The sequence below is a fragment of the Flavobacterium sp. CF108 genome, assembly GCF_900129795.1.
In the GTDB taxonomy this organism is placed as follows: Bacteria; Bacteroidota; Bacteroidia; order Flavobacteriales; family Flavobacteriaceae; genus Flavobacterium.
The window spans coordinates 72,768-98,090 of record NZ_FQWW01000010.1 but is presented as its reverse complement, the minus strand read 5'-3'; the positions used below and the strand labels follow the sequence as shown (position 1 = coordinate 98,090).

Annotated in this window: 21 protein-coding genes; 6 read left to right on the top strand and 15 right to left on the bottom strand. The window is 33.4% G+C overall.

Annotation, left to right across the window (positions count from 1 at the left end):
* Positions 1–34: 34 nt before the first annotated feature.
* Positions 35–2,917 (top strand): Ig-like domain-containing protein, encoded by a 2,883-nt coding sequence (locus tag BUE10_RS22110; protein ID WP_234984791.1) that lies wholly within the window; start codon positions 35–37, stop codon positions 2,915–2,917.
* Between the two features lie 94 nt (positions 2,918–3,011).
* On the opposite strand, the gene folK is transcribed toward BUE10_RS22110, so the two are convergent.
* On the bottom strand, positions 3,012–4,145 hold the full coding sequence (gene folK / locus BUE10_RS22105) for a 2-amino-4-hydroxy-6-hydroxymethyldihydropteridine diphosphokinase (protein ID WP_073489091.1): 1,134 nt from the start codon (positions 4,143–4,145) through the stop codon (positions 3,012–3,014).
* 138 nt (positions 4,146–4,283) lie between these two features.
* Between folK and sppA the strand changes: the two genes are divergently transcribed.
* The 3 genes from sppA (at position 4,284) to BUE10_RS22090 (ending at position 9,771) form a co-directional block, all read left to right on the top strand.
* A complete protein-coding gene (gene sppA / locus BUE10_RS22100; protein ID WP_073489089.1) occupies positions 4,284–6,041 on the top strand; it encodes a signal peptide peptidase SppA in 1,758 nt (585 codons plus the stop codon).
* A gap of 12 nt (positions 6,042–6,053) precedes the next feature.
* Positions 6,054–7,001 (top strand): alpha/beta hydrolase, encoded by a 948-nt coding sequence (locus tag BUE10_RS22095; protein WP_073489087.1) that lies wholly within the window; start codon positions 6,054–6,056, stop codon positions 6,999–7,001.
* Positions 7,002–7,170: 169 nt separating this feature from the next.
* On the top strand, positions 7,171–9,771 hold the full coding sequence (locus BUE10_RS22090) for an AsmA-like C-terminal region-containing protein (protein WP_073489085.1): 2,601 nt from the start codon (positions 7,171–7,173) through the stop codon (positions 9,769–9,771).
* A gap of 76 nt (positions 9,772–9,847) precedes the next feature.
* Here the strand turns inward: BUE10_RS22090 and BUE10_RS22085 are convergent, their stop codons facing one another.
* Together BUE10_RS22085 and BUE10_RS22080 are read right to left on the bottom strand one after the other, a co-directional pair.
* Complete coding sequence (locus tag BUE10_RS22085; protein ID WP_073489083.1) at positions 9,848–10,906, bottom strand: glycosyltransferase family 9 protein; 1,059 nt, start codon at positions 10,904–10,906, stop codon at positions 9,848–9,850.
* Between the two features lie 284 nt (positions 10,907–11,190).
* The gene (locus tag BUE10_RS22080) at positions 11,191–11,985 is read right to left on the bottom strand and encodes a DUF2797 domain-containing protein (RefSeq protein WP_073489081.1); all 795 of its coding nucleotides are present in this window, start codon (positions 11,983–11,985) and stop codon (positions 11,191–11,193) included.
* 219 nt (positions 11,986–12,204) lie between these two features.
* Here BUE10_RS22080 and BUE10_RS22075 point away from each other — a divergent pair, with 219 nt between their 5' ends.
* Positions 12,205–13,713 carry a GH3 auxin-responsive promoter family protein gene (locus BUE10_RS22075; RefSeq protein ID WP_073489079.1) on the top strand — a complete coding sequence of 503 codons (1,509 nt, stop codon included), beginning with the start codon at positions 12,205–12,207 and terminating at the stop codon, positions 13,711–13,713.
* A 555-nt stretch (positions 13,714–14,268) separates the two neighbouring features.
* Here BUE10_RS22075 and serB read toward each other — a convergent pair.
* The 6 genes from serB to BUE10_RS22045 form a co-directional block, all read right to left on the bottom strand.
* A complete protein-coding gene (gene serB, locus BUE10_RS22070; protein WP_073489185.1) occupies positions 14,269–15,498 on the bottom strand; it encodes a phosphoserine phosphatase SerB in 1,230 nt (409 codons plus the stop codon).
* 240 nt (positions 15,499–15,738) lie between these two features.
* Positions 15,739–16,176 carry a VOC family protein gene (locus tag BUE10_RS22065; RefSeq protein WP_073489077.1) on the bottom strand — a complete coding sequence of 146 codons (438 nt, stop codon included), beginning with the start codon at positions 16,174–16,176 and terminating at the stop codon, positions 15,739–15,741.
* Between the two features lie 55 nt (positions 16,177–16,231).
* Entirely contained in the window at positions 16,232–16,675 is a 444-nt protein-coding gene (locus BUE10_RS22060) for an SRPBCC family protein (protein WP_073489075.1), read from the bottom strand.
* A 2-nt stretch (positions 16,676–16,677) separates the two neighbouring features.
* Entirely contained in the window at positions 16,678–17,085 is a 408-nt protein-coding gene (locus BUE10_RS22055) for a VOC family protein (RefSeq protein WP_073489184.1), read from the bottom strand.
* A gap of 117 nt (positions 17,086–17,202) precedes the next feature.
* Positions 17,203–17,607, bottom strand: coding sequence for an SRPBCC family protein (locus tag BUE10_RS22050; RefSeq protein ID WP_073489073.1), 405 nt, complete (start codon positions 17,605–17,607; stop codon positions 17,203–17,205).
* 47 nt (positions 17,608–17,654) lie between these two features.
* Complete coding sequence (locus tag BUE10_RS22045) at positions 17,655–18,065, bottom strand: VOC family protein (RefSeq protein WP_073489071.1); 411 nt, start codon at positions 18,063–18,065, stop codon at positions 17,655–17,657.
* A 143-nt stretch (positions 18,066–18,208) separates the two neighbouring features.
* On the opposite strand from BUE10_RS22045, the gene BUE10_RS22040 reads away from it, so the two are divergent.
* Complete coding sequence (locus BUE10_RS22040) at positions 18,209–19,174, top strand: GlxA family transcriptional regulator (protein WP_073489070.1); 966 nt, start codon at positions 18,209–18,211, stop codon at positions 19,172–19,174.
* Between the two features lie 153 nt (positions 19,175–19,327).
* Here BUE10_RS22040 and BUE10_RS22035 read toward each other — a convergent pair whose 3' ends face one another.
* The 6 genes from BUE10_RS22035 to BUE10_RS22010 all read right to left on the bottom strand — a co-directional run bounded on the left by BUE10_RS22035 (position 19,328) and on the right by BUE10_RS22010 (position 25,304).
* The gene (locus BUE10_RS22035) at positions 19,328–19,981 is read right to left on the bottom strand and encodes a murein L,D-transpeptidase catalytic domain-containing protein (RefSeq protein WP_073489068.1); all 654 of its coding nucleotides are present in this window, start codon (positions 19,979–19,981) and stop codon (positions 19,328–19,330) included.
* 131 nt (positions 19,982–20,112) lie between these two features.
* Complete coding sequence (gene clpX, locus BUE10_RS22030; protein WP_073489066.1) at positions 20,113–21,345, bottom strand: ATP-dependent Clp protease ATP-binding subunit ClpX; 1,233 nt, start codon at positions 21,343–21,345, stop codon at positions 20,113–20,115.
* A gap of 166 nt (positions 21,346–21,511) precedes the next feature.
* Entirely contained in the window at positions 21,512–22,186 is a 675-nt protein-coding gene (gene clpP, locus BUE10_RS22025; RefSeq protein WP_073489064.1) for an ATP-dependent Clp endopeptidase proteolytic subunit ClpP, read from the bottom strand.
* Positions 22,187–22,504: 318 nt separating this feature from the next.
* Complete coding sequence (locus BUE10_RS22020) at positions 22,505–23,827, bottom strand: trigger factor (protein ID WP_073489062.1); 1,323 nt, start codon at positions 23,825–23,827, stop codon at positions 22,505–22,507.
* A 115-nt stretch (positions 23,828–23,942) separates the two neighbouring features.
* Positions 23,943–24,287: a phage holin family protein gene (locus BUE10_RS22015; protein WP_073489060.1), complete on the bottom strand. Its 345-nt coding sequence runs from the start codon at positions 24,285–24,287 to the stop codon at positions 23,943–23,945.
* 87 nt (positions 24,288–24,374) lie between these two features.
* Entirely contained in the window at positions 24,375–25,304 is a 930-nt protein-coding gene (locus BUE10_RS22010) for a sterol desaturase family protein (protein ID WP_073489058.1), read from the bottom strand.
* Positions 25,305–25,323: the final 19 nt, after the last annotated feature.

Genomic DNA, 25,323 nt, shown 5'->3' with positions numbered 1-25,323 from the left:
TTTTTTATTATTAAGAAATTGATACTTTTATAAAATGAAAACTATCAATTTCCTAAAACCACTACGTTTATTCTTTTTATTGCTATTTCCTTTTGCAGGATTTGCACAATATACATCTATTCCAGATGCTAATTTCGAAAGAGTACTCATTACCTTGGGAATTGACAATGGCGCTATTGATGGTCAGGTTTTAACAGCAAATATAAATAGCATTAAAAGTTTAGAAATTCGGTTCGAAAATGTTTCTAGTTTATCTGGTATTGAGGATTTTTCGAACTTAGAAACTTTGATATGCAATAACAATAATTTAACGGCATTAGATATTTCTAAAAACACAAAATTAACCTATTTAGACTGTCATGAAAATCACCTAACAAGTCTGGATGTTTCAATGAATTACAATTTAAAAGATTTCAGTTGTAATCAAAATAATTTAACCGTTTTAGATATTTCTAAAAATCTGGCTTTAGAAAATTTGGGTTGTAGTTACAACCAATTACAAAACTTAGATATTTCTAAAAATGCAGCCTTAAAAACATTTTATTGTACCAATAATCAAATAACAAATTTAGACACTTCTAATAATGTAAATTTAAACTTGTTTGTTTGCTATAATAATCAATTGACTAGCTTAGATATTTCAAAAAATCTAAACATAAATATGTTTTCGTGCAGCAATAACAAATTAACCAGTTTAGATATATCTGCAAATAAAAGTTTAAATTCATTTCAATGTGCCAACAACGATCTGACAACATTAAACTTAAAAAACGGAATTAATAATTTTATGCTTGTTGTAGATGCTACTTCCAACCCTAATTTAAAGTGCATAGAAGTAGATAATGCCGTTTATTCTAATGCAAACTGGTTATCGTTCAAAGATGCGACAGCTAATTTTTCTAATAATTGTAATAAACCTGCAGCAACAACCGCCCCTATTGTTAAAGCTACCGGAGATCAATTATACTGCCCACAAAATACAATAAAAATTGTAACAAGTTTTACCATTACGCACGATCCTGCAGAAACAGCAACTGAAGGTGTTTATATTCAAATTTCATCTGGTTATTCAAGCGGTTTAGATCAGCTTGCGCTTTCAAATCCGGCAGCACACCCTAATGTAACAACAAGCTGGGATGCAACAGCAGGAAAATTAAGCATAACAAGCCCAACAGGTGCAAATGTTTTATATTCTGACTTAGTTGACGCTGTAAAAGATGTTGTTTACTCAAATTCTTCTGCTTCAGCTTCTGGAACAAGAACTTTTTCAATAACAATTGGTAATGCCAATTATTTACCTTCAACACAGCACTTTTATTTATTTGTTCCAAGTATTGGTATTACATGGACAAGTGCCAAAGCCGCTGCAGAAGCAAGTACATATTACGGACTTAAAGGATATTTAGCTACCATTTTATCTGCAGATGAAGCCCAATTAATTGGTGAACAAGCCTCAGGAACCGGATGGATTGGCGGAAGCGATGCTGAAACCGAAGGCTTATGGAAATGGGTTACCGGCCCTGAAACAGGAACCATAATGAATTATACTTTCTGGAACTCTGGAGAACCGAATAATTTAGGCGAAGAAGATTATGCTCATATTACACAGCCCGGAATTGGAATTAGAGGTTCGTGGAACGATCTTTCTAATACCGGATCGTTAACGTCCGGCGACCCTTATCAGCCAAAAGGTTATGTTGTCGAATATGGCGGAATGCCGGGAGAAGCTCCGCTTGAAATTGCGGCAAGTACTAAAATTACAATTCCGGTTGCAACACCTTCAGCAAATCCAAATCCGGTTTGTGATTCAGGAAGTTTTACTTTTACTGCGACAGCAACTGCCGGAGCAACAATTAGCTGGTATGATGCCGCTGTGGGAGGAAATTTATTAGGAACAGGAAACACGTATACTACTCCAACAATAAATACAACAACAACTTATTATGTAGATGCCGGCTGTGAATCAAACAGAAAATCGGTTACGGCTACGGTAAACATGACTCCAACAACTCCTGTTGCGGGTCAGCCTTCTTATTCAAACTGCGGGCCAGGATCTGTAACTATTTCTGCTGCTTCAAATATTGGAACTATTAATTGGTTTACAACCTCAGTTGGAGGAACAAGTGTTTTTAACGGAAGCAGTTTCACAACACCAATAATTTCAGCAAATACAACCTATTATGCAGAGGCTTCAAATTCCAGCTGTATTAACCCAACTCGTACGCCTGTAAATATTGAAATTTACACGCCACCCGTTGTTCATGACGAAAGCTTTCCGTTATGTCAATCTCAAACTATAATACTAGATGCGGGAGTTTCGGGAATGGGTTATGCATGGTCAAATGGAGATTCAACACAAACAACACCCGTTTCAAAAGGCGGTACTTATACTGTAATTGTAACAAGTCCGGAAGGTTGCCCAAGTACAAAAACAATAATAGTTGAAGAGCGTCCGGTTCCAGAAATAGACCGAATTGATGTAAGCGGAACAAGAGTTGTAATTTACATTAAAAAGCAGGCTCCGTATTTTGAGTTTTCTGTAGATGGTGTTAACTTTCAGGATTCGAATGTTTTTTATGATGTTCCGGGCGGATTGCAAACGGCGTATGTTCGCGAGAAAAGCGGCTGCGGCGGAGATACGCAAAACTTTGTTGTTCTTGTTTTTCCAGCATTTTTCACTCCAAATGGTGATACTCATAATGATTTATGGGAAGTAACCGGAATGGAAAATTATCCACAGGCAGAAGTCACTATTTTTGACCGTTACGGCAAACTCATAGCACAGCTAAACGCTTCAAATATGAGTTGGGACGGAACTTTTGAGAGAACACCGCTTCCATCATCAGATTATTGGTATGCTTTAAAAATAGACAATACAAAACCTATTTTACGAGGACACTTTTCATTAATGAGATAATTTCTTAATTAGAGAATGTGTCAATTAGAAAATGAGATAATTAAAAAACATCTTAAATAAAATTATCTAATTGACACATTCCCTAATTATCTAATTAATTCAGCTTTTTCTGAATTTCACTTAAAACAAAAAGATAATCTTCCTGTTTTTTCACAAAATCACGATCAGAAACGTCGATAATTAAAACATTCAAATCGGTTTGCGATTTAATATATTCCAAATAACCGTTGTTGATTTTATCTAAATAATCAGCCTGAATGTTTTGTTCGTAAGTACGTCCGCGTTTTTTTATGTTTTGAAGAAGACGTTCTGTATTTTGATACAAATAAATATACAAATCCGGTTTTGGCATTTCTTTGTAAATGATGTCGAATAAATTTCGGTACAAACGATATTCATCTTCCTGAAGCGTAATTTTAGCAAAAATCAACGATTTAAAAATATGATAATCGGCTACGATAGAATCTTTAAATAAATCAAACTGTGCCAAATCATCAGATAATTGCTGATAACGATCGGCCAAAAAAGACATTTCAAGCGGAAAAGCATATCGGTTTTGATCTTTGTAAAACTTAGGCAGAAACGGATTATCTGCAAAACGTTCTAAAACCGTTTTGGCATTAAAATCGTCTGCAAATTTGTGAACCAAAGTAGTTTTTCCAGCACCAATATTTCCTTCAAAAGCAATATAATTATATTTCTCTAACAGAATTTCACTCAGCGGACATTTCAAATCCTGAACAACAGTACAAACGCTGTCATCTGGAGAAATGGCAATTAATTCTGAAATAGATTTCTGCAAAACAGGATGTTTCCAGTTTAACTTTAAATCCTGCATGGGCAATAAAACAAAATTTCGATTTTGCATTAAAAGATGCGGAATATGAAGTTTTTCGGTCTCAATAATTTCATCATCAAAAACAATTACATCAACATCAATAATTCGGGATTGGTATCCTTCCTGATTTAATCTGATTCTTCCTAACTGTTTTTCGACTTTTAAAACCTGATTTAATATTTTTTGTGCCGATGAAGTAGTGTGTAAAAGTAACGCGCAATTATAAAATGCATCACTCTCAAAACCCCAGGCAGGCGTTTCATAAAGCTTAGAAACCCTAATTACAGTTCCCACTTCCTGATGTATTAAAGCGATACAGCTTTCAATGTTTTCTAACCTGTTTCCCTGGTTGCTGCCTATAGATAAAACGACTTGGTGCTGTGATTTCATAATTAATGCAAATTAACTAAAACTATTTTAGAATTAACCAATATATTTGTGAAACGGCACATTGAAACCGATTAAAATTTATGTGCGAAATTTGTAACAAATAGCCCTTTATCGCTACTTATTAAAAAAAATATACTTATGAAGTTTTTAGGAAATGTAATTGCCACAGTTATTGGTATTTTTGTATTCATTATGCTCTTCTTTTTTGGAGTGATCCTAATTGGGGCCATTTTTGGCGGAGAAGACAAAGTTTCGGTTAAAAATGATTCAGTTATCGAATTAGATTTAAAGCAGATCAATAATGATTATGCCGGAAAATATAAAGATCCGTGGGTAACTGTTTTTTCAGATAAAAAAAGTGTTGGTTTAACAGATGTTATCAATGCAATTGAAGCGGCAGAAACAGACGATAATATTAAAGGAATTTCGATCTTAAACGATGAGTCTTCTTTAGGGCTTGCGCAATACAAAGATTTGAGAAACGCACTTGAAAATTTCAAAAAATCAGGGAAATTTGTCTGGGCTTACGCCAATACATATTCACAGAAAGAATATTATTTAAATTCTGTTGCCAACGTTGTGTATTTGAATCCGGCTGGAGATTTAGATTTTAAAGGACTTTCGTCAGAAGTGATGTTCTTTAAAGATTTTCAGGAAAAATCAGGAATTCACATGGAAGTGATTCGTCACGGAAAATACAAAAGTGCCGTTGAGCCATTTTTAGAAAACAAAATGAGCGATGCCAACAGAGAACAAGTTACAGCACTTTTAAATTCGATTTGGTCAACAGTTTGCAGCGATATCTCAAAAAGCCGAAATATTCCGGTTGATAAATTAAATGAAATTGCAAACGGATTATTAGCCAGAACTCCACAAATGGCAAAAACACAGCATTTAGTTGATATTGTAGCTTATGAAGATGTTTATCACAATGCCATTAAGAAAGCGTTGAAAGTTAAAGACGATGAAGATTATAATAAAATCTCAATTTTAGATTATACTCAAAATAATGTAACAACAGCATTAACCAATGTTGCTAATGATCAAATTGCGATTATTTACGCTCAAGGCGAAATTGCCGGCGGCGAAGGCGACGTAAATGTTATTGGCGAAGGTTCAATGCGTCGTTCGCTGCAGGAAGCCAGAAAAAATGAAGATGTAAAAGCGATCGTTTTAAGAATTGACAGCCCAGGCGGAAGCGCACTGACTTCTGATTTAATCTGGAGAGAAATTGAAGTAACTAAAAAAGTAAAACCGGTAATTGTTTCAATGGGAAATTATGCCGCTTCCGGAGGTTATTATATTGCTTGTAATGCCAATAAAATTTTTGCAGAAAGCAACACCATTACAGGTTCTATCGGGGTTTTTGGAGTATTACCAAACTTTACTCCGCTTGCCAACAAATTAGGAATTAATACCGAACAGGTAAAAACACACGAAAACTCAGCAAATTACAGTCCGTTTGTGCCAGTTGATGAAAAATTCAAAGCCTTTACACTTGAAGGCGTTGAACAGATTTACAAAACTTTTGTAACGCATGTTGCCGAAGGAAGAAAAATGACTTTTGCACAAGTAGATTCTATTGCACAAGGAAGAGTTTGGTCTGGATCTGAAGCCGTAAAAATTGGATTAGTTGACAAAATTGGAGGTTTGAACGATGCCATTGCAGAAGCTGCAAAAATTGCTAAAATCAAAGATTACGGCACGCAAAACTATCCTGAATACGAAAAAACATTTGGCGATTTAATGGCTAATTTACCTTTTGCTCAATCTAAAGAAGCTTTTATAAAAGAAGAAATTGGGGAAGAAAACTATATGCTTATTGAGCAGGTAAAAAGGTTTCAGAGACAAAAAGGAGTTCAGGCCATGATGCCTTTCGGAATAAACATTAAATAATTCCACTTAAAGATGAAAAACATAATTCTGTTTTTAACCGTTTTGTTTCTAACATACGTAAATGCACAAAGCCCGAAACAAGATACTTTTAAAGAAACACCCGCAATTTTAAAAATCAATAATGATCAGATTTTTGGTACGCTTACCGTTCCCGACGGAGTAAAAAAATGTCCGGTTGCGTTGATTATTGCTGGTTCTGGCCCAACAGACCGAGACGGAAATAATTCGATGATGAAAAACAATTCCCTGAAAATGCTGGCTGAAGAATTAGCCAAAAACGGAATTGCCTCTTTACGTTTTGATAAACGCGGCATTGGCGAAAGCAAAAAATCGGCAGTAGCAGAATCTAGCTTGGTTTTTGAAAATTATACCGAAGATGTAAAAAGCTGGATTAACTATTTGAAACAAGACAAACGTTTTACACAACTAACAGTTATTGGTCACAGCGAAGGTTCTTTAATAGGAATGATTGCGAGTGCAAAAGCTAATAAATTTGTTTCGATTGCCGGAGCCGGAGAATCTGCCGATAAATTGATAAAGACGCAAATTGCTTCTAAATCAAACAAGCAGATAGAAGATATGACGTTTCCTATTATTGATAGTTTAAAAGCTGGCAATAAAGTAAACAAAGTCGATCCGCTTTTAAATTCGCTTTTCAGGGCAAGTATTCAGCCGTATTTGATTTCGTGGTTTAAATACGATCCGCAGGCAGAAATTAAAAAACTGACGATTCCTGTTTTAATCATTCAGGGAAATAATGATTTACAAATTTCGGTTAAAGATGCTGAAAACTTATCGAAGGCTAAACCGAATTCAGAATTGGTAATTGTAGATAAAATGAACCATATCATGAAAATAATCGACGGTGACCAAAAGGCGAATATCGAAAGTTATAATAATGAAACTCTTCCCATTTCTGAAACCCTGGTTCATAAAATTGTTTCCTTTATTAAAAAATAATTACAATAATAAAAAAGCAAAATCCGTTTGAAAAGTATCAAGCGGATTTTTTTTATTTAATACTAACATAATTTTCTTACGTTATTAAGAAAATTTTATCGCCGTACTTGAATAAAAAAACTATTTTTGCAAGAGTCAATTTTCAAAAATAAACCTCAAATCTATAAATATGTTAAAGAAAATTTTAAAAGTAACTGCCATTGTTCTAGTGGTTTTTGTGGCCGCCCTATTTGCCATTCCGTATTTCTTTAAAGACCAGATCAAAGCAAAAATTGCCGAAGCCATCAACGAAAGTGTTGATGCAAAAGTCAGCTTTGCCGATGCTGATTTAAGCTTGTTTAAGAATTTCCCGAATGCTGCAGTAGGAATCGAAAAATTGGTGATTATCAACAAAGCGCCTTTTGAAGGAGATACTTTGGTATCATTAGGAGAATTAAATCTTAAAATGAGTATTAAAGAGCTTTTTAAAGGAAAAGACGAACCTTTAAACATTCAGGGAATTACATCTGAAAACGGTTTAATCAACATTATCTTCAATAAAGATGGCGTTGGGAATTTTGATATTGCTTTAAAAGACAAAAAAGAAGAGAAAACAGATGAAAAAAGCAGTCCGCTTTCTTTAAAAATTCAAAACTATAAAATCGAGAACTTTACCTTTAGATATATCGATCAGGGTTCAAAAATTAAAATGGTTATTGATAGTTTAAATCACGAAGGAACTGGGGATTTTACCAATTCAAAACTAGATTTAAATACAAAAACTACAGCAAACGTATCTTTAGATATGGATAAAGTTAATTATATGAAAAATATAAAATTGACTTTAGATGCTGTTTTAGGAATTGATTTAGAACAAAGTAAATACACTTTTAAAGAAAATAAAGCTTTAATTAACCAATTGCCGTTAGAATTTGACGGATTTATTCAAATGGTTAAAGAAGGTCAGATTTATGACTTGAAATTTAAAACGCCAACTTCGTCGTTTACCAATTTCTTAGGATTAATTCCTTCTGCTTATGCATCAAGTCTTGATGGTGTAAAAACAACCGGAGATTTTACTGTTGTTGGTTTTGCAAAAGGAAAATTAACAGACACAACAGTTCCTGCATTTAACATTGCCATTGCTTCAAACAATGCTTCGTTTCAATATCCGAACTTACCAAAATCAGTTCAGAATATTGTAATTGATACTAAAATTATCAACGAAACCGGAATTTTAAACGATACTTATGTAAACTTAGATAAACTGTCTTTCAGAATCGATCAGGATGTTTTTAGCGCTAAAGCAAATGTTAGAAACATTACCGTTAATCCGCTTGTAAATGCGGCTTTAAAAGGAACTATCAATTTAGCTAATCTTTCAAAAGCATATCCAATTAAAATGGATAAACCGCTTGCAGGTATTTTAAAAGCTGATGTTACTACAAATTTTGATATGGCATCTGTAGAGAAAAGCCAATATCAAAACATTAAGAATGCCGGAACTATGAGTTTATCAGGATTTAAATATACTGATGAAAACAATAAATCAATGAATATCAGCACGGCTTTGGTTGAATTTAATCCAAGCACAATCAACTTGAAACAGTTTAATGCTACAACCGGAAAAAGTGATATTGCTATAAACGGAGTTTTAGAAAATTTCTACGGTTTTATGTTTAAGAAACAAGAACTTAAAGGAAACTTCAACATGAGTTCAAATCAACTGGCTGTTGATGATTTTATGACTTCTGGAGAACCTGCAAAAACAGAAGAAAAAACGCCTGCTAAACCAGCTGAAGCAATGAAAATTCCAGCGTTCTTAAACTGTACTTTGAATGCAAAAGCTACGACTGTTTTATATGACAATTTAAAACTAAAAGATGTTTCTGGAAAATTGATTATCAAAGATGAAAAAGCACTTTTAGAAAACTTTAAAACGTCAATTTTTGGAGGAACAATTGGTTTGACAGGATCAGTTTCGACAAAAGCAAAAGTGCCAACGTTTGATGTGAATTTAGGTTTCAATCAGGTTGATATTGCGCAGACTTTTACGCAGTTAGACATGATGAAAAAAATTGCACCAATTGCCGGAATTATCAATGGTAAATTGAATTCGACTATTAAATTAAACGGAAATTTAGATGATAAGAAATTAACTCCTGATTTAAAATCTATTTCTGGAGATTTAATTGGCCAATTACTTTCTACAACTATAAATGCTAAAAATTCTACGGTATTAAATTCTTTAACTTCAAACATTAAATTCCTTGATATGAATAAAGTGAATTTGAATGATATTAAAGCTGCCTTGACTTTTGAAAACGGAAAAGTAAACGTAAAACCTTTCGATATTAAATATCAGGATATTAAAGTAACGGTTGGCGGAACGCACGGTTTTGACCAAACGATGAATTACAATTTAAAATTTGATGTTCCTGCTAAATATTTAGGAAGCGAAGCAAATGCTTTTCTTTCTAAATTGTCTCCGGCAGATGCTGCGAAACTGGAAAACATTCCAATCAATGCTGTTATTGGAGGAAACTTTTCAAATCCAAAAGTTACTACGGATATGAAAAGTGCTGTTACTAGTTTAGCATCGCAAGTGGCAAATCAGCAAAAAGAAAAACTGACTCAAAAAGGCGCTTCTGCTTTGACTGATTTACTTAATAAAAACACAAAAGCAAAAGATACAACACAGGCTGCAAAAACGGAGAAAGAACAAAAAACTCAGGAAACTACTAAAAAAGCAACGGACTTAATCAACGGGCTTTTCAAAAAGAAGAAATAAGTTTTAGTCAAAATAAAAAACTGCTCTCGAAAGTAATTTCGGGAGCAGTTTCTTTTTATAGCAATCTGATTTGAATTTATTTATTCAATATCTTATTTATGGCATTAATATAATCCGGAATCGCTAATTGATTGGTATCAATTCCTACGCTGTTATTTCCGTATGGCTGATATTTTTTTAGAATTGAAATTGAAAATAAACCAACAGTTGGCGCTTTTGAAGCACTTGACAAATGCATAATTCCACTGTCTGCACCAATAAAAACATCTACATTTGCTAATACAGATCCTATTTCGCGAATATCCTTGCTGTAGAATGAAGGCGCCTGAAAATCAATTTGAGATACATTTTCAACAGGCAAAACTTCGAAGATATTATAATTATAATCCGGATATTCCTTTTTTAAAGCTGTATAGAACTCTTCCCACCACGAAACGCAATAACATTTTTCTCCTGTTGCAAACGTAAAAATTGCGATTGTTCTTTTCTGCTCGTCAACAATATTGTGGAGAATTTCTTTTCCTTTTGATATTTCTTCCTGAGTTAATTTTAAATCAAGAAGCGGAACTGGTTCTTTTTTATCTTCTATACCCAATTGGCTTAGAAAATATCTTAAATTATAAACAGGATATTTTGCAATATGTTCATGATCTTCATAATTGGACTGCACGTTTTCAGGAAGGTCTCCAAAAAATTTATATTTTGCACTTGAGAATTGAACGGCTAATCTGCCCGAAGAAGAATTTTGATCAACATTAATTACAAGATCGTAATTCTGTTTTTTTATTAAAGTCCAGACTTTAAAATATTTGACTAAATCTTTGAAAGGTTTTTTAGGGAGATCGATTATTTTATCGACATTATCATACTTTTCAAAAACAATTGGAGCCAGAGTTCCTTTTACAAACAAATCGATTTTTACACCCGGAAATACAGCAGAGACTTCCTGAATAAGTGGTGTAACTAAAAGCATATTTCCGAGTCTGCCGTTGGGTCTGCAGATTAGTACTTTCTTAATTTTGCTTTTATCAATCGTTCCGCCTTTACTAATGTTCGCATTACCAATATTCTTGGTTAAAATACGCATTAGGTTACGCCTGACTTTGTTAATGCTAACTTTTTTTAAGCTACTCATTGTGGTATTTATTTCGAGATTATTTTGGGGAACAACAAAAACATTTTAGCTAAAAAATAAAGCCTAAATTATTTAAAACACACTTTTTTAAATGTTTCCAAATTTAGCCTCTTTTTTTGCTCAAAAATAAATTCTAATAATAAGCAATTATTACAAAATTGTAATAAAATCAATAATTATTCACATTTTTGTGCCTTCCAATGAAATAAAATTACAACAATTAACAAAACAAATGACAAAGAATAGACCATTTGTCGTTAAGAATCGACAGAGAATAGAAAATACTAGACGTTGATATTTACGACATAACCTTCTGAACCACGGATATTAAATACTGTCCCATTTTCAAAAATTAAATACTGGCCTTTGATTCCTACAAGTTTTCCCTGAAAAATTGGCGTTTTATCTAAATTCAAACTCGCCACTTTTGCCGGATAATTTAAAACCGGATAATTTAATTCGTATAAATCATTTTTCTGGCTGAAAAAGTATTCCTTAACTTCTGCCGGAATTAAGTTCTCTACTTTTGACTTTTCAAAAACCAAGTCGCAGGATTCTGTTGTATACTGCAGCATTTTTCGCCAGTTTGTTTTATCTGCATAATGATCTTTTAACGCTACCTCAGTAATTCCCGCCAAATAACGGTTAGGAACCTCAACAATTGCAATGGCCTGCGTCGCTCCCTGATCGATCCAGCGTGTTGGGACCTGGCTTTTACGAGTTACTCCCACTTTTATTTCGCTCGATAAAGCTAAATAAACAACATGTGGCTGCAATTGTGCCTTTTGTTCGTATTCTAAATCACGGTCTGCAATTCCTAAATGTGCAGTACTCAATTCAGGTCTCATAATCCAGTCGCCTACAGCCGGACTTGAGTAGAAACAGTCATAACAAAAACCTTGTCTAAAGATCTTTTTCTTCTTTTGACAATTTAAACATTGAAAACCTGCAAAACTAATTTCAATTTCTTTATCTAATAATTGATTAACATTCAGGAAACTATCTTCGAAAACTAAATAATATTGAATTGGGTTACCAAATTCAGTCTGCATTTTTGTAAGTACGCCTTGATATGTCATTAGGATTTAATTGTAGATTTTAGATATTAAATTTTAGATTGCTCTTTTTTTTGAGTTAATCTTTAGTTTACAAGTAGTGGTTTTTATTACAAAAAACACTATTTTTGATACAATGACAAAGTTAATATTTGCTGCTTGATATTCAAATTTTAAGTTTCGATTTATATGAATCGTAAAGCTTAAATTTAAAATCAGCAATCTAAAACCTAAAAACCACTCATGCCTTTATCAATAATAAATTCTTTCGCTTCCTGGGTCCTTAAACAAAGGATACATCAAATCGAACTTTTTTTAAAATACCCAAATGAAGTTCAGGAAGAGCTTTTGCATAATTTATTATTGGCATCTGAAAATACGGTTGTTGGGAAAAAATATGATTTTGAATCGATAAATTCTTATCAGACTTTTACTGAAAGAGTTCCGATTGCGAGTTATGAAGAATTACAGCCTTTGATTGAGCGTACGCGTCAGGGCGAGCAGGGTGTTTTTTGGGAATCGCCTATTAAATGGTTTGCAAAATCAAGCGGCACTACAAATGCTAAAAGTAAATTTATTCCCGTAAGTAATGAAGCTCTTGAAGATTGTCATTATAAAGGAAGCAAGGATTTACTTTGTTTGTATTTAAATAATAATGAAGATTCTGAATTGTTTTTGGGTAAGAGTTTACGCTTGGGCGGAAGTTCTCAGATTTACGAAAACAACAATACTTTTTTTGGTGATTTATCGGCAATTTTGATTGAAAATATGCCTATTTGGGCCGAATTCAGCAGTACGCCAAGCAGTAAAACTTCGTTAATGAGCGAATGGGAAACTAAAATCGCTGCAATTATTAATGAAACCAAAAATGAAAATGTAACGAGTTTTGCCGGAGTTCCTTCATGGATGCTGGTTTTGATGAATAAAGTACTGGAAAATACGGGCAAACAAAGTTTATTAGAACTTTGGCCAAACCTTGAAGTTTATTTTCACGGCGGCGTGAGTTTTTCTCCTTATAAAGAACAATACAAGAAAATTTTACCAAGTAAAGATTTTAAATACTACGAAATCTATAATGCATCTGAAGGTTTTTTTGCGATTCAGGATTTAAATAATTCAAGTGATTTATTGCTGATGCTGGATTACGGAATTTTCTATGAATTTATTCCGATGGAAACTTTTGGAGCTTCAGATCAAAAAGTGATTCGTTTAGCCGATGTTGAATTGAATAAAAACTACGCAATTGTCATTACTACAAACTCTGGTTTATGGCGTTATTTAATTGGTGATACGGTTCGTTTTACTTCGTTAAATCCGTATAGAATTAGAGTTACGGGAAGAACTAAACATCATATTAATGTTTTTGGTGAAGAATTAATGGTTGAAAACACAGATCAGGCCATTGCCAAAGCTTGCCAAATTACTCAAACCGAAGTGATTGATTATACCGTTGCTCCTATTTTTATGCAGGACAAAGAAAAAGGTGCTCACGAATGGATGATTGAATTCAAACAAAAACCTGCCGACGTTGGTCTTTTCCAAAAAGTTCTGGACGAAACTTTACAGACTTTAAATTCTGATTACGAAGCGAAACGCTACAACAATATGACATTGAATCCTTTGGTGATTAATGTGGCGCGCGAGAATTTGTTTTATGATTGGCTGAAAGAAAGAGATAAACTGGGCGGACAGCATAAGATTCCGAGACTTTCTAATCAAAGAGATTATTTGGAACAGTTGAAGGAGATGTAGATTTTAAAAAATTGGCACGCAGATGACGCGGATTCACTTTGTGAAAACACGGATTAGAACGAATTTCAATATAGATTCTATACAAATTTTCAATAGCCCCTAGCTTTAGCTAGGGGTTTATAATATAATAATACTAGGCTTTAGCCGAATTCTACGTTGCAAATAATTTGGCTAAAGCCTTAATCTTATCAATTATTATTCCTCCAGCTAAAGCTGGAGGCAATTGATCTCGTATCCTTTTAATTTATTTTCTCTTTAAAAATGTTTCTTCCGCTGAGTTGCATGAGGGATAGAAGTGGAAATCCTTTTTGTTTTTTCATTAAAAACAAAAAGATTGGAACGGAAAGCCCGACCCAGAGGGACATGCCATTATTAAGATTCTAAGGTTTTCCCAATATTGTCACTATAGACGAAGTGTAAAAGCACGCAGCTTACACGGATTCGCTTTGCGAAAACGCAGATTTACACAGATTTTTTCTCATTTTGTCAGGCTGAGCGAAGTCGAAGCTCTTTTCAACATAAAAGCCTTCGACTTCGCTCAGGGTGACAATAGTATTACATCATATCAATATATCTGTCGTGATATCCTAGAAGATATAAAACACCATCAAGTCCTAAACTTGAAATTGAGGTTGATGCACTTTCTTTTACTTTTGGTTTTGCGTGGAAAGCGATTCCTAGACCTGCTAAGTTTAGCATTGGCAAATCGTTTGCACCGTCGCCAACTGCAATAGTTTGATTGATGTGAATTCCTTCTTTTTCGGCAATTGCTTTTAGGTATTCTGCTTTCTTTTGTCCGTCTACGATATCGCCTAGATATTTTCCGGTTAGTTTACCGTCTTTAATTTCTAATTGATTGGCGTGAACATAATCTATGCCCAGTTCTTTTTGAAGATAATCTCCAAAATAGGTAAATCCTCCAGAAAGAATTGCGGTTTTATATCCGTAATATTTTAAGGCTTTCATTAAACGATGCGCACCTTGTGTAATTGGTAAATTCTTGGCAACATTTTGTAAAACGTCTTCGCTCAAACCTTCAAGCAAAGCCATACGCTGTTTGAAGCTTTCGTTGAAATCAATTTCACCATTCATCGCCGATTCTGTAATGGCTCTTACCTGCGGTCCTACTCCGTTTAGTTCTGCCAATTCGTCGATAACTTCGGTTTGGATTAAAGTAGAATCCATATCGAAGCAAACCAAACGACGGTTTCTTCTGTAAATATTATCTTCCTGAAAAGAAATATCAACGTCTAAGGTTCTTGAAATCTCCATAAAACTTGCTGTCATAACAATTTTATTTACAATTTCGCCTGTTACAGATAACTGAATACATGAGCGAGGATATTCTTCTTTTTCTACAATCGAAGTTCTCCCTGTTAAACGTATAATAGAATCGATATTTAAATTTTGGTCTGACATTATTTTAGTAACCGCTGCTAATTGTGACGCTGCTAGTTTTTCGCCTAAAATATTGATGATGTAACGCTGCTTAGATTGAGATTTTACCCATTTCTCATAATCTTCGATAGAGATTGGAATAAACTTTACCTTAATTTCTAATTCATAAGCTTTAAACAGCAAATCTTTTAAAACTGGCCCTGAAGATGAACCCGCTTCGATTTCGAATAAAATACCTAAAGATAATGTATCATGAATGTCGGCCTGGCCAATATCTAAAATATTAGCATCATATCCCGCCAATACAGCTGTTAAACCTGCTGTCACCCCTATTTTATCGTGTCCTGAAACTTTTAATAAAATAATCTCTTTATCTTCTATTGCCATTTTATCTAAATTGATTTTGAAGCGACAAAAATCGGCAATCTCTTGGTGATAAAAAAGAATAATCATTGTTTTTTTTGCAAAGAAAAAGCGCATATTCATGCGCTTTCCTGAGTAATTTAACAATAATATGTTACTATTGAAATAACGTAACAAGTGAATTTGTTTTTTTAGCCACTAATTCACGAATTATATAAAAATATACTGTTTAAAAAAATTCGTGAATTAGTGGCTAAAAAAAAATTATTGTGGATTTTGGTCAAAATTTACCATCCAGTTGATGCCAAATTTATCGGTGAACATTCCAAAATAAGCGCCCCAAAATGTTTTATCCATCGGCATAAAAACGTTTCCGCCTTCTGAAAGTCCGTTGAAGATTCGGTCTGCTTCTTCTGTACTTTCCACATTAACCGAAACAGAAAAATTTCCTCCAAATTTCACATCGCCTGATTGTTCGCTGCTGTCACTTCCCATTAAAATGGTATTTCCAATTGGCAGTGAAACGTGCATGATGCGGTTGGCATCTTTTTCTGAAACTTCAGTACAGCCTCCATCTTCAGCGGCAGGCATGTCTTTAAATTTTCCGATATATGGAAATTCTCCACCAAATACGGATTTGTAATGTAGAAATGCCTCTTCGCAATTTCCATTAAAAACTAAATAAGGATTTACTGTTGTCATGATATTTTGTTTTTTGTTTGTTTGTTTCTATTTTCTTTACTCTATAATCTTTCTTCTATTTCCCTTCTTCTGAAAGTTCTTTTACCACTTCCAGACCTCTAGGAAAAACGTCTTTAAAATAATCGACGTATTTTTCGACCGAATCGTTACGAGCAATCAAATCTGTAAATTCATCATCTGGAATTAATCTGTAGGTTTCCATTGCGCCGCTCCATTTTTTTGTTTCTTCATCGAGAGGCAGTTCTTTAAAATCTTTTATTTCGCCTATATGCTTAAAAGCCATATATTCGTTTGGAGTTTTTGTTTCAATTATACTATACATTCCTTCTCCGCTTGGTGTCATAAAATGTATTTTATCACCTTCGTTCCAAGTACTTATGGTATGAGATCCTTCGCAAAAAACACTTGTCCATTTTCTATAGGTTTCATCATTCCATAAAACATCCCAAATCTTTTGAGCCGGGGCTTTAATTCTTATTTTAAATTCTAACGTTTCCATAATTAAGATAGTTTAGTAAAATCCATAAATAAAACATTCCAGCGATGTCCGTCTACATCAGCAAAACCAAAACCGTACATCCATCCCTGACTTTCGGCTGGAGGAGAAAAAATAGTTCCTCCCGCATCCTGAACTTTTTGAGCCAGTTCATCAACTTCTTCTTTACTTTCGGCATCGATCGAAATCAAAATTTCAGAACTTGCTTTTGTATCGGTAATGTTGTTTTGCGAAAAACCTTCAAAAAGTGATTCTTCAAACAGCATTACTACAAAATGTGATTCACCCACAACCATGCAGGTTGAACTTGGCGTATCGTGCTGCTCATTAAAAGAGAAGCCTATTTTCCAGAAAAAATCTTTTGCTTTTGCCACGCTTTTCACAGGCAGATTTAACCATATTTGTTTCGTCATTTTTTGATATTTTTCATTAAACATTTTTTTTAAACCATATAAGTGATGTAAGCTAATTTAAGATTGGGGAAAAACCTTTGAGCCATTGCTGCTTTGAACCTTTGTACCTAACAAAAACTAATTTGCCTCGACATAACTTTTAAAGTTATCCAAAATTGCCTGCCAGCCTCCGCGCTGCATTTCTTCTGGATTTTGAGTTTCTGGATCGAAACTTTCTGTTACTTCTACGCCGTCTAAAGTTTCTTTGAAGGTAATTTCAACTTTTCTTCCGTCGGCCATAACGTATTTTATTGTTTTGTTTGGTTCTACGAAAGTATATTCTCCTTCAAAATCAAAACTCATGCTTCCGTCTTTTGCGGCCATTGTTGATTTGAATTTTCCGCCTTGCTTTACATCATTTTCAGCATAAGGCGTATGCCAGTCTGGAGCAGCAAAACTCCATTTTGTAATATGTTCTGGTAATGTCCAGAAATCCCAAATTTTGTTTATTGACGCATTAATCGTATTCTGTACTGTTATCATTATTTATATATTTAAAAAATTATACTTTATTCAATACCCCATTTTAATTACATCTGATCTGGTATCTGACTTTCATCCATATAGAAAACTTCCCAATGATGTCCGTCTAGGTCCAGAAAAGTTCTCTGGTACATCCATCCATAATCATTGTCTCTTTTATAATCAGTTCCACCGGCTTTAACTGCTTTCTCAATCATTTCATCAACTTCCTTTCTTGATCCTAAAGAAATAGAAATAAGAGCTTCGCTGGTTGTATGAGAATCGCAAATCTTCTTATCTGTAAAAGTTTGATAAAACTCTTCTACCAAAATCATGAGATAGATATTTTTACCAATAACTATACAAGCTCCTTTATCATTTGTAAATTTCGGATTCGTAGGAAAACCTAATTCATTATAAAATTTTATCACTTTATCTAGCTCTTTTACAGCCAGATTTAAATACATTTTCGTTTCCATAATATATAAAGTTACAATTTATTTAAAACAAATTTAGAATTTTAGAATGGCCTTTATGATACATTAAAAGTCAACTTTAGGGGCATTTAAGACATTTTTATTACTTTTGTTGTAAAGCCAATCCTCTAAAAAACCACAAGATCATGAGCAAGAAAGTAGGTTTAATCGTTCCTCACGACTATAAATTACTAAGTATAGCCGCAATTTTAGAAGTTTTTGAAACTGCAAATAAATTGAGTCCGGCAATTGACAAGCCATTTGAAATTATGGTTTTTCAATTGGCAGAACAAATCAGTCAGGAACACTTGTTTGGATATGAAATTAATTTGATCGAGGATTCTGATAAACTTTTAGAGCTCATTTTGATACCGGCTTTTACTACCGATAATATGAGTGAAATGATTGCGAAAAACAAAAAATTTATTCCGTGGCTGCAAAAACAACATCGGGCTGGAGCTGAATTGGCAAGTTTTTGCACGGGGGCATTTTTGTTTGCTGCTTCGGGATTATTAAATGAAAAGCTGGCTACCACTCATGTTGACGCCTGCAGCGCTTTTACCAAAGCTTTCCCAATGGTGAAATTGAAACCTGAAGAAACTTTAACGGCAGATGGAAGTTTGTATACCAGCGGCGGATCGACCTCAACGTTTCATTTATTGATTCTTTTGGTTCAAAAATATTGCGGAAATGAAATTGCAGTACAAATTGCCAAGATTTTCTCGATTGATTTAAACCGATATAAACAGAGTTATTTCAGCACTTTTAGACCGAATCATTTGCACAATGATACTTTGGTTGCGATGTTACAACAAAAAATAGAAAGCCAGTATCACAGCATCGAAAAACTGGAAGAAATCACCAAAGATATTCCAACGAGTGCCAGAAACATGACACGCCGTTTTAAACAAGTTACCGGAATTCCTCCAATTGAATATTTACAGAATATTAGAGTTGAGAGTTCAAAAAAATATTTGGAACAAACGCAGCTTTCAATTTCAGAGATTATCGAAAAAACCGGATACAACGATCCGAAAGCTTTTAGAAAGGTATTTTATAAAATGGTAGGTATGAAACCTATTGAATATCGAGAGAAGTTTAGGGTTCAGTAGTTTATTTAGGAGCAGAAATTTCGTTTTTTATAAGAACCTTCAGTCCTGCTCTACACTATATCTTTTGCTGTGAACCCCACAGCAAAAGGATGCCGTTTCGATCAGGGCTATTTTAAGACATTTTATTTTCATTAGAAAAAATCTTTCAAACGCTTACGATTTAATAATCCACATCAGGACTTTTTTATTTGTTTTTAAAAGTTCGTCAATTTCTTTCATGCTTTCGTTTGAAACTGCCGGGCAGCCCCAGCCTTCCGGCGTTCCTTCTGGATAAACTTCATTTTCAGGAACTGCTTCCCAGGAATGCAAAACTATGGCGCGGTTTCTTGCATTTGAATTTGTTTTGTCTTTTCCTTGTAAAATATAATTCACTTTAATTCCCCATTGACTTACACCTCTGTCTAAAATGACATATTTACCGAGCGAGGAACAATGCGAATCAAATTCATTACTAATCTGCGGTTTTTCTTTAGTTACTGTTGCGCCCCATCTATTGTCGCCACAACCGTGGCTTACCATAGATGATTTTACAACTAGATTTTTCTTGAAATCATAAATAAAAAATCTCTTTAAACCAGAATGCAATCCTAGATCGATTAAAATAAATTTATCCTTATTCAAATTATTTTGAAGGCAGTATTGTTTCGCTTCTTTATAAAATTTGCTGTAATCAACTTCAACACGAGGTTTCTCTTTTTCAATTACTTCTATTTTGTTTTCATTTTTAGAAACCATTGTTTCTTTTTTATCTTTTTGATTACAAGATAAAATCAAAGCTAAACCAATTACAAAAATCATATTTTTCATGCTTACAATTTACGCAAAATCCGAAACGGAAATCTTACTTTAAAAGTATAAAAAAAACCTGCTCAAATAAATGAACAGGTTTGATAATGAAATTTATTAAAGTTTAAAACTTTGACAAAGTGATATGAAATTTACGAAGCAATTTCCATTCGCTTCAATAAGTTTTTACTTAAAGTATGTTCTGCATAATCTTTATCGATTAATAAAACTTTATCGTCAGAACTTGGCAATTCGTACATTGCATCTGTCAAGATTGCTTCACAAAGCGAACGTAATCCACGCGCGCCTAATTTGTATTCTAATGCTTTGTCGACAATAAAATCTAAAGCTTCATCGGTAATTGTAAATTCAACTTCATCCATTAAAAATAATTTCTGATATTGTTTTACCAATGCATTTTTAGGCTGTGTCAAAATAGCACGAAGTGTTTCTTTATCTAAAGGATCCATGTGTGTCAATACCGGTAAACGACCAATGATCTCCGGAATCAAACCAAAATCTTTAATGTCTTTTGGGATAATATATTGAAGCAGATTATTTTTATCGATATTGTCTACATTTTTAGAAGTAGAATATCCAACTGCCTGACGGTTTAAACGTTTAGAAATAATACGTTCTACTCCATCAAAAGCTCCACCTGCAATAAACAGGATATTTTGAGTATTTACCTCAACAAATTTTTGGTCTGGGTGTTTACGTCCTCCTTTTGGCGGTACGTTTACAACTGTTCCTTCTAATAGTTTCAATAAAGCTTGTTGTACACCTTCACCAGAAACGTCACGTGTTATCGATGGATTATCGCTCTTACGGGCAATTTTATCAATTTCATCAATAAATACGATTCCTCTTTCTGCTTTGGTTACATCATAATCGGCAGCTTGTAAAAGACGAGTTAAAATACTTTCAACATCTTCTCCAACATAACCAGCTTCTGTTAATACCGTTGCATCAACAATAGCCAACGGAACATCTAACATTTTTGCAATTGTTTTAGCAACCAATGTTTTTCCTGTTCCGGTTTGCCCCACCATAATGATGTTACTTTTTTCAATCTCTACTTCATCGTCTAATTGCTGCTGCATTAAACGTTTGTAGTGATTATAAACCGCAACCGACATTACTTTTTTTGTCTGGTCCTGACCAATAACGTATTGATCCAGGAAAGCTCTGATTTCTTTTGGTTTCTTTAAAATTAAGTCGCCAACAAGTTTCGCGCTTCCACTTGATTTTAATTCTTCTAAAACAATTCCGTGTGCCTGTTCAATACACTTATCACAAATATGTGCATTAATACCGGCAATTAATAAATTAGTTTCTGGCTTTTTTCTTCCACAAAACGAACATTCTAATACTACTTTAGCCATTCTTTTTTAGTTACTAAGCTGCAAAGTTACTAAGTTTCTGAGATTTATCACTAAAACCTCAAAAACTTAGTAACTTATTAACTTATTTATTTTTGTTTCAAGTTTAAGATGTTTCAAGTTTCAAGTTAACTACAGCAACTTAAAACTTGAAACCCGAAACTAATTTTTAGCTTCTTCTCAATACTTCATCAATCATTCCGTATTCTTTTGCTTCTTCAGCAATCATCCAGTAATCACGCTCACTGTCTTTGTGAACTTTATCAAAAGTTTGTCCTGAATGCTGAGAAATGATGTTGTATAATTCATCTTTTAATTTCAACATTTCGCGTAAGTTGATTTCCATATCTGTTGCAACACCTTGTGCTCCTCCAGATGGCTGGTGAATCATTACACGTGAATGTGGCAGAGCCGAACGTTTTCCTGCTGCTCCTGCACATAATAAAACTGCTCCCATAGAAGCTGCCATTCCTGTACAAATTGTAGCTACGTCTGGTTTAATAAATTGCATTGTGTCATAAATTCCCAATCCTGCGTAAACGCTTCCTCCTGGAGAATTTAAATAAATCTGAATATCTTTTGATGCATCAGCACTTTCTAAAAATAATAACTGAGCCTGAACGATATTAGCGATTTGGTCGTCGATACCTGTTCCTAAAAAGATAATTCTGTCCATCATTAATCTTGAAAAAACGTCTAATTGAGAAATATTCAACTGACGTTCTTCAATGATATATGGAGTCATATTCGTTGGGTTCATCGCTGCTATGATTTTGTCATAGTACATAGCGTTCACTCCTTGGTGCTTTGTAGCAAATTTTTTGAATTCTTTACCGTAGTTCATATTTTTAGTTTAAAGTTTGAAAGTCTAAAGTCTGAAAGTGACTTAAACGAATTAAACAAAGTTCATACCTTTTTATAAAGGATGCCAATTTGTCTTCTTTTTTATTTTTAAAGTTTTATACTTGGAAATTTAAGAAATAATAATTCAAAATTACAAGATTATATAATAAAAAAAAGAGCGTCAAAAATATCTTTTGACGCTCAAATATAACTTTTTTTATCTTTCAGTTTCTGTAATAAAATCTTAAATTTTGAAATAGAGCTTTTACAGTATTCTCGTCAACTTTTGACTTTATAACTTTCGACTTTAGACTAAAATTTATTCTCCGTAAGAAGCTGCAATAAATTCTTCGTAAGTAACTTCTTTAGTTGTTGGATTTGCTTTCTCTTTGAATAAATCTAACAATTTAGCTGCTACAACTTGCTCAGAAAGTCTTTTCACTTCTTCTTGGTTAGATAAAACTCTAGCCACGATTCCCTGAACTTCTTCGTCAGTTGGATTTGTTTGTCCAAATTGAGCCATTTGCTGTCTGATTGCGTTTGATGTAAACTCTTTCAAATCTTCAAATGTAATTTGGATATTACTTTGAGCCATTGCTTTTCCTTCGATTAATTGAAAACGTAAACCTTTTTCAGATCTTGCGTATTCAACTTCAGCTTCTTCTGCAGAAAGTTTTTTCTCTCCAACAGTTTGTAACCATTTTTTAAGGAATTCAGCTGGTAAATCAAATTTTGTGTTTTCGATTAAGAAATCCTGAACGTCTAATAATAATTTTTGGTCAGCTTGCTGTGCAAATTGTGATTCAGCATCTTCTTTAATCTTAGCTTTTAAATCTTCAAGAGAAGCTACTTTTCCTTCACCAAAAAGTTTATCAAATAAATCTTGGTTTAATTCTGCCAATTCAGCACCGTTGATCGCTTCGATTGTAAAGTTTACTTCAATATCTAAACCGTGAACGTCATCATGAGATACTTTTAAGTAATCCATTAATTGGTGATCGTCTTCAAATAAACCTTTTGTGCTTACTTTAACAACATCTCCAACTTTTTTACCAATGAATTTATCCCCAGCTTTTTTGTTGAATGTAGAAACAGAAATTGTAGTTGTATTGCTGATACCTTTTTCTTCGTTTGTAAAAGTTCCCGTTAAATCTGAATCAGCATCTACTTTATCCTGAGGAATTGCTTTTCCAAATTGTTTTTGGATACGCTCTACTTGTCCGTCGATTAATTTATCATCAGCAGTAACGATATATTTAACGATATTGTTTTTAGCTTCTAAATTAATTTCGAAGTTTGGCACCAAACCAATTTCATATTCAAAAGTTAGTTCTTCAGCATCCCAGTCAAAGTTTTCATTTTCTTTAGCAAGAGGAGTTCCTAAAAGGTTTAATCTTTCAGATTGAACAAAACGCTCTAAAGCCAAATCAACTACTTTTTTAATTTCTTCCTGCTTAATTGCTTTTCCGTATTGTTTTTCAACAAGATCTTTAGGAACTTGTCCTTTTCTAAAACCTTTTACGGTAGCCAATGGCATTTTTTCGTTTATTCTTTTTGCTACCTGACCTTTATAATCCATGTGAACAACTGTCAATACAATTGTTTCATTCACAGCGTCTGTTGCTACTCTTTTAATATCCATCTTCTTCTTTAATTTACATAATAAAATTGGGTTGCAAAATTATAAAATTTTTGCAACCCAACCAAGTTTTTAATCTATTGTATTTGAAGCAGTTTTATGTGCTTTTAATTTTGATTTATTTATCGTCTCCCAATATTTTGTAAGTAATTGACTGAAGAATAGATAAAATAATGCTGAAAAATAATGCTGTCCAGAATGATTCAACCGCAAAACCTCCCACAATATAAGTACAAAGTATAATAATTATGGCATTGATGACCAATAAAAATAGCCCCAGCGTAATTACTGTAACAGGCAAAGTTAATATCACCAAAATTGGTTTTATAAAAAGATTTAATAATCCTAGAACCACTGCTACTATTATTGCTGTTCCAAAACTGGTAACAACAACGCCCGGTAATAAGTTAGAGATTAATAAAACCAAAGCAGCAGTAACAAGAAGTCTAAGTAATAATTTCATAACTTTTTCTTTTAAAATTTTAATAAAAGTAATGATTTTTTATCTAAATATTTACTCAGAAATGGTTTCTTGAATTAAATTTTCAGGTTACTGCAGCATATTATTTTGATTCAATTTATATTCTCTTTGATAATCTTTTACTGTTTTTCCTTGTCCGTTTGGTTTCCAGCCAGGAGCATAAAACACATACTTCAATCGGTTTTGCCAGCCGATGTTAGGCTGTTTTATATCTTTCCACATTTTTTTCCATTCGTAAAACAAATTCTCAAAAGCACTATCATCTTTTGGCTTTGGGTAAATTCCAAATTTTACAGGTATTTCTGGTTCTTCTTTCTGAAAAGTTCCAAACATTCTATCCCAAATTATTAATGCCATACCCATGTTTTTGTCTAGATATTTGATATTTCTGGCATGATGCACCCGATGATGCGATGGCGTCACTAAAACCCATTCTAAAACACCCATGCTTTTTATACTTTGTGTATGTACCAAAGTTCCATAAACCTGAAACAATGCATAAGCCGCCATAATATGCCAAGGATTAAAACCTAAAAAAGCCAAAGGAGAAAAATACAAATAACGGTAAAGCGGCTGAAAAACAGGCGATCTGAATCCTGTAGAAATATTATAGTATTCTGAACTGTGATGTGTAATATGTACTGACCAAAAAAAACGCGATTTATGATCTACAACATGCAATACATAATAAGCGAAATCCTGCAGTAAAAAAACAGCAGCCCAGTAATACCAAATGTGTGTATTCCAAGAAAAAATGCGGTGTTGAAAAAAGAAAAACATAACCCCAAAAGCAAATGATTTCATTATAAAATCTAATGCAAAATTAAGCACCGCAAATGTGACATTTACAAAAACATCATTTTTAGTATACAGGTTCTTTTTACCAAAATGACTAAAGAGCATTTCGACAAAAATCAAAAGTGCAAAAAATGGAGAGGAATACAAATAAATCAACCCTAAACCACTTTCGTCAAATAAATTATAAAAATTGAAATCCATTAAATTATAAACATTAAAA

What these genes read in the sequence shown, in the direction of transcription:
- BUE10_RS22110 (WP_234984791.1), top strand. Translation starts at nt 35, where the DNA reads ATGAAAACTATCAATTTCCTAAAACCACTACGTTTATTCTTTTTATTG.
- folK (WP_073489091.1), bottom strand. Translation starts at nt 4,145, where the DNA reads ATGAAATCACAGCACCAAGTCGTTTTATCTATAGGCAGCAACCAGGGA.
- sppA (WP_073489089.1), top strand. Translation starts at nt 4,284, where the DNA reads ATGAAGTTTTTAGGAAATGTAATTGCCACAGTTATTGGTATTTTTGTA.
- BUE10_RS22095 (WP_073489087.1), top strand. Translation starts at nt 6,054, where the DNA reads ATGAAAAACATAATTCTGTTTTTAACCGTTTTGTTTCTAACATACGTA.
- BUE10_RS22090 (WP_073489085.1), top strand. Translation starts at nt 7,171, where the DNA reads ATGTTAAAGAAAATTTTAAAAGTAACTGCCATTGTTCTAGTGGTTTTT.
- BUE10_RS22085 (WP_073489083.1), bottom strand. Translation starts at nt 10,906, where the DNA reads ATGAGTAGCTTAAAAAAAGTTAGCATTAACAAAGTCAGGCGTAACCTA.
- BUE10_RS22080 (WP_073489081.1), bottom strand. Translation starts at nt 11,985, where the DNA reads ATGACATATCAAGGCGTACTTACAAAAATGCAGACTGAATTTGGTAAC.
- BUE10_RS22075 (WP_073489079.1), top strand. Translation starts at nt 12,205, where the DNA reads ATGCCTTTATCAATAATAAATTCTTTCGCTTCCTGGGTCCTTAAACAA.
- serB (WP_073489185.1), bottom strand. Translation starts at nt 15,498, where the DNA reads ATGGCAATAGAAGATAAAGAGATTATTTTATTAAAAGTTTCAGGACAC.
- BUE10_RS22065 (WP_073489077.1), bottom strand. Translation starts at nt 16,176, where the DNA reads ATGACAACAGTAAATCCTTATTTAGTTTTTAATGGAAATTGCGAAGAG.
- BUE10_RS22060 (WP_073489075.1), bottom strand. Translation starts at nt 16,675, where the DNA reads ATGGAAACGTTAGAATTTAAAATAAGAATTAAAGCCCCGGCTCAAAAG.
- BUE10_RS22055 (WP_073489184.1), bottom strand. Translation starts at nt 17,085, where the DNA reads ATGACGAAACAAATATGGTTAAATCTGCCTGTGAAAAGCGTGGCAAAA.
- BUE10_RS22050 (WP_073489073.1), bottom strand. Translation starts at nt 17,607, where the DNA reads ATGATAACAGTACAGAATACGATTAATGCGTCAATAAACAAAATTTGG.
- BUE10_RS22045 (WP_073489071.1), bottom strand. Translation starts at nt 18,065, where the DNA reads ATGGAAACGAAAATGTATTTAAATCTGGCTGTAAAAGAGCTAGATAAA.
- BUE10_RS22040 (WP_073489070.1), top strand. Translation starts at nt 18,209, where the DNA reads ATGAGCAAGAAAGTAGGTTTAATCGTTCCTCACGACTATAAATTACTA.
- BUE10_RS22035 (WP_073489068.1), bottom strand. Translation starts at nt 19,981, where the DNA reads ATGAAAAATATGATTTTTGTAATTGGTTTAGCTTTGATTTTATCTTGT.
- clpX (WP_073489066.1), bottom strand. Translation starts at nt 21,345, where the DNA reads ATGGCTAAAGTAGTATTAGAATGTTCGTTTTGTGGAAGAAAAAAGCCA.
- clpP (WP_073489064.1), bottom strand. Translation starts at nt 22,186, where the DNA reads ATGAACTACGGTAAAGAATTCAAAAAATTTGCTACAAAGCACCAAGGA.
- BUE10_RS22020 (WP_073489062.1), bottom strand. Translation starts at nt 23,827, where the DNA reads ATGGATATTAAAAGAGTAGCAACAGACGCTGTGAATGAAACAATTGTA.
- BUE10_RS22015 (WP_073489060.1), bottom strand. Translation starts at nt 24,287, where the DNA reads ATGAAATTATTACTTAGACTTCTTGTTACTGCTGCTTTGGTTTTATTA.
- BUE10_RS22010 (WP_073489058.1), bottom strand. Translation starts at nt 25,304, where the DNA reads ATGGATTTCAATTTTTATAATTTATTTGACGAAAGTGGTTTAGGGTTG.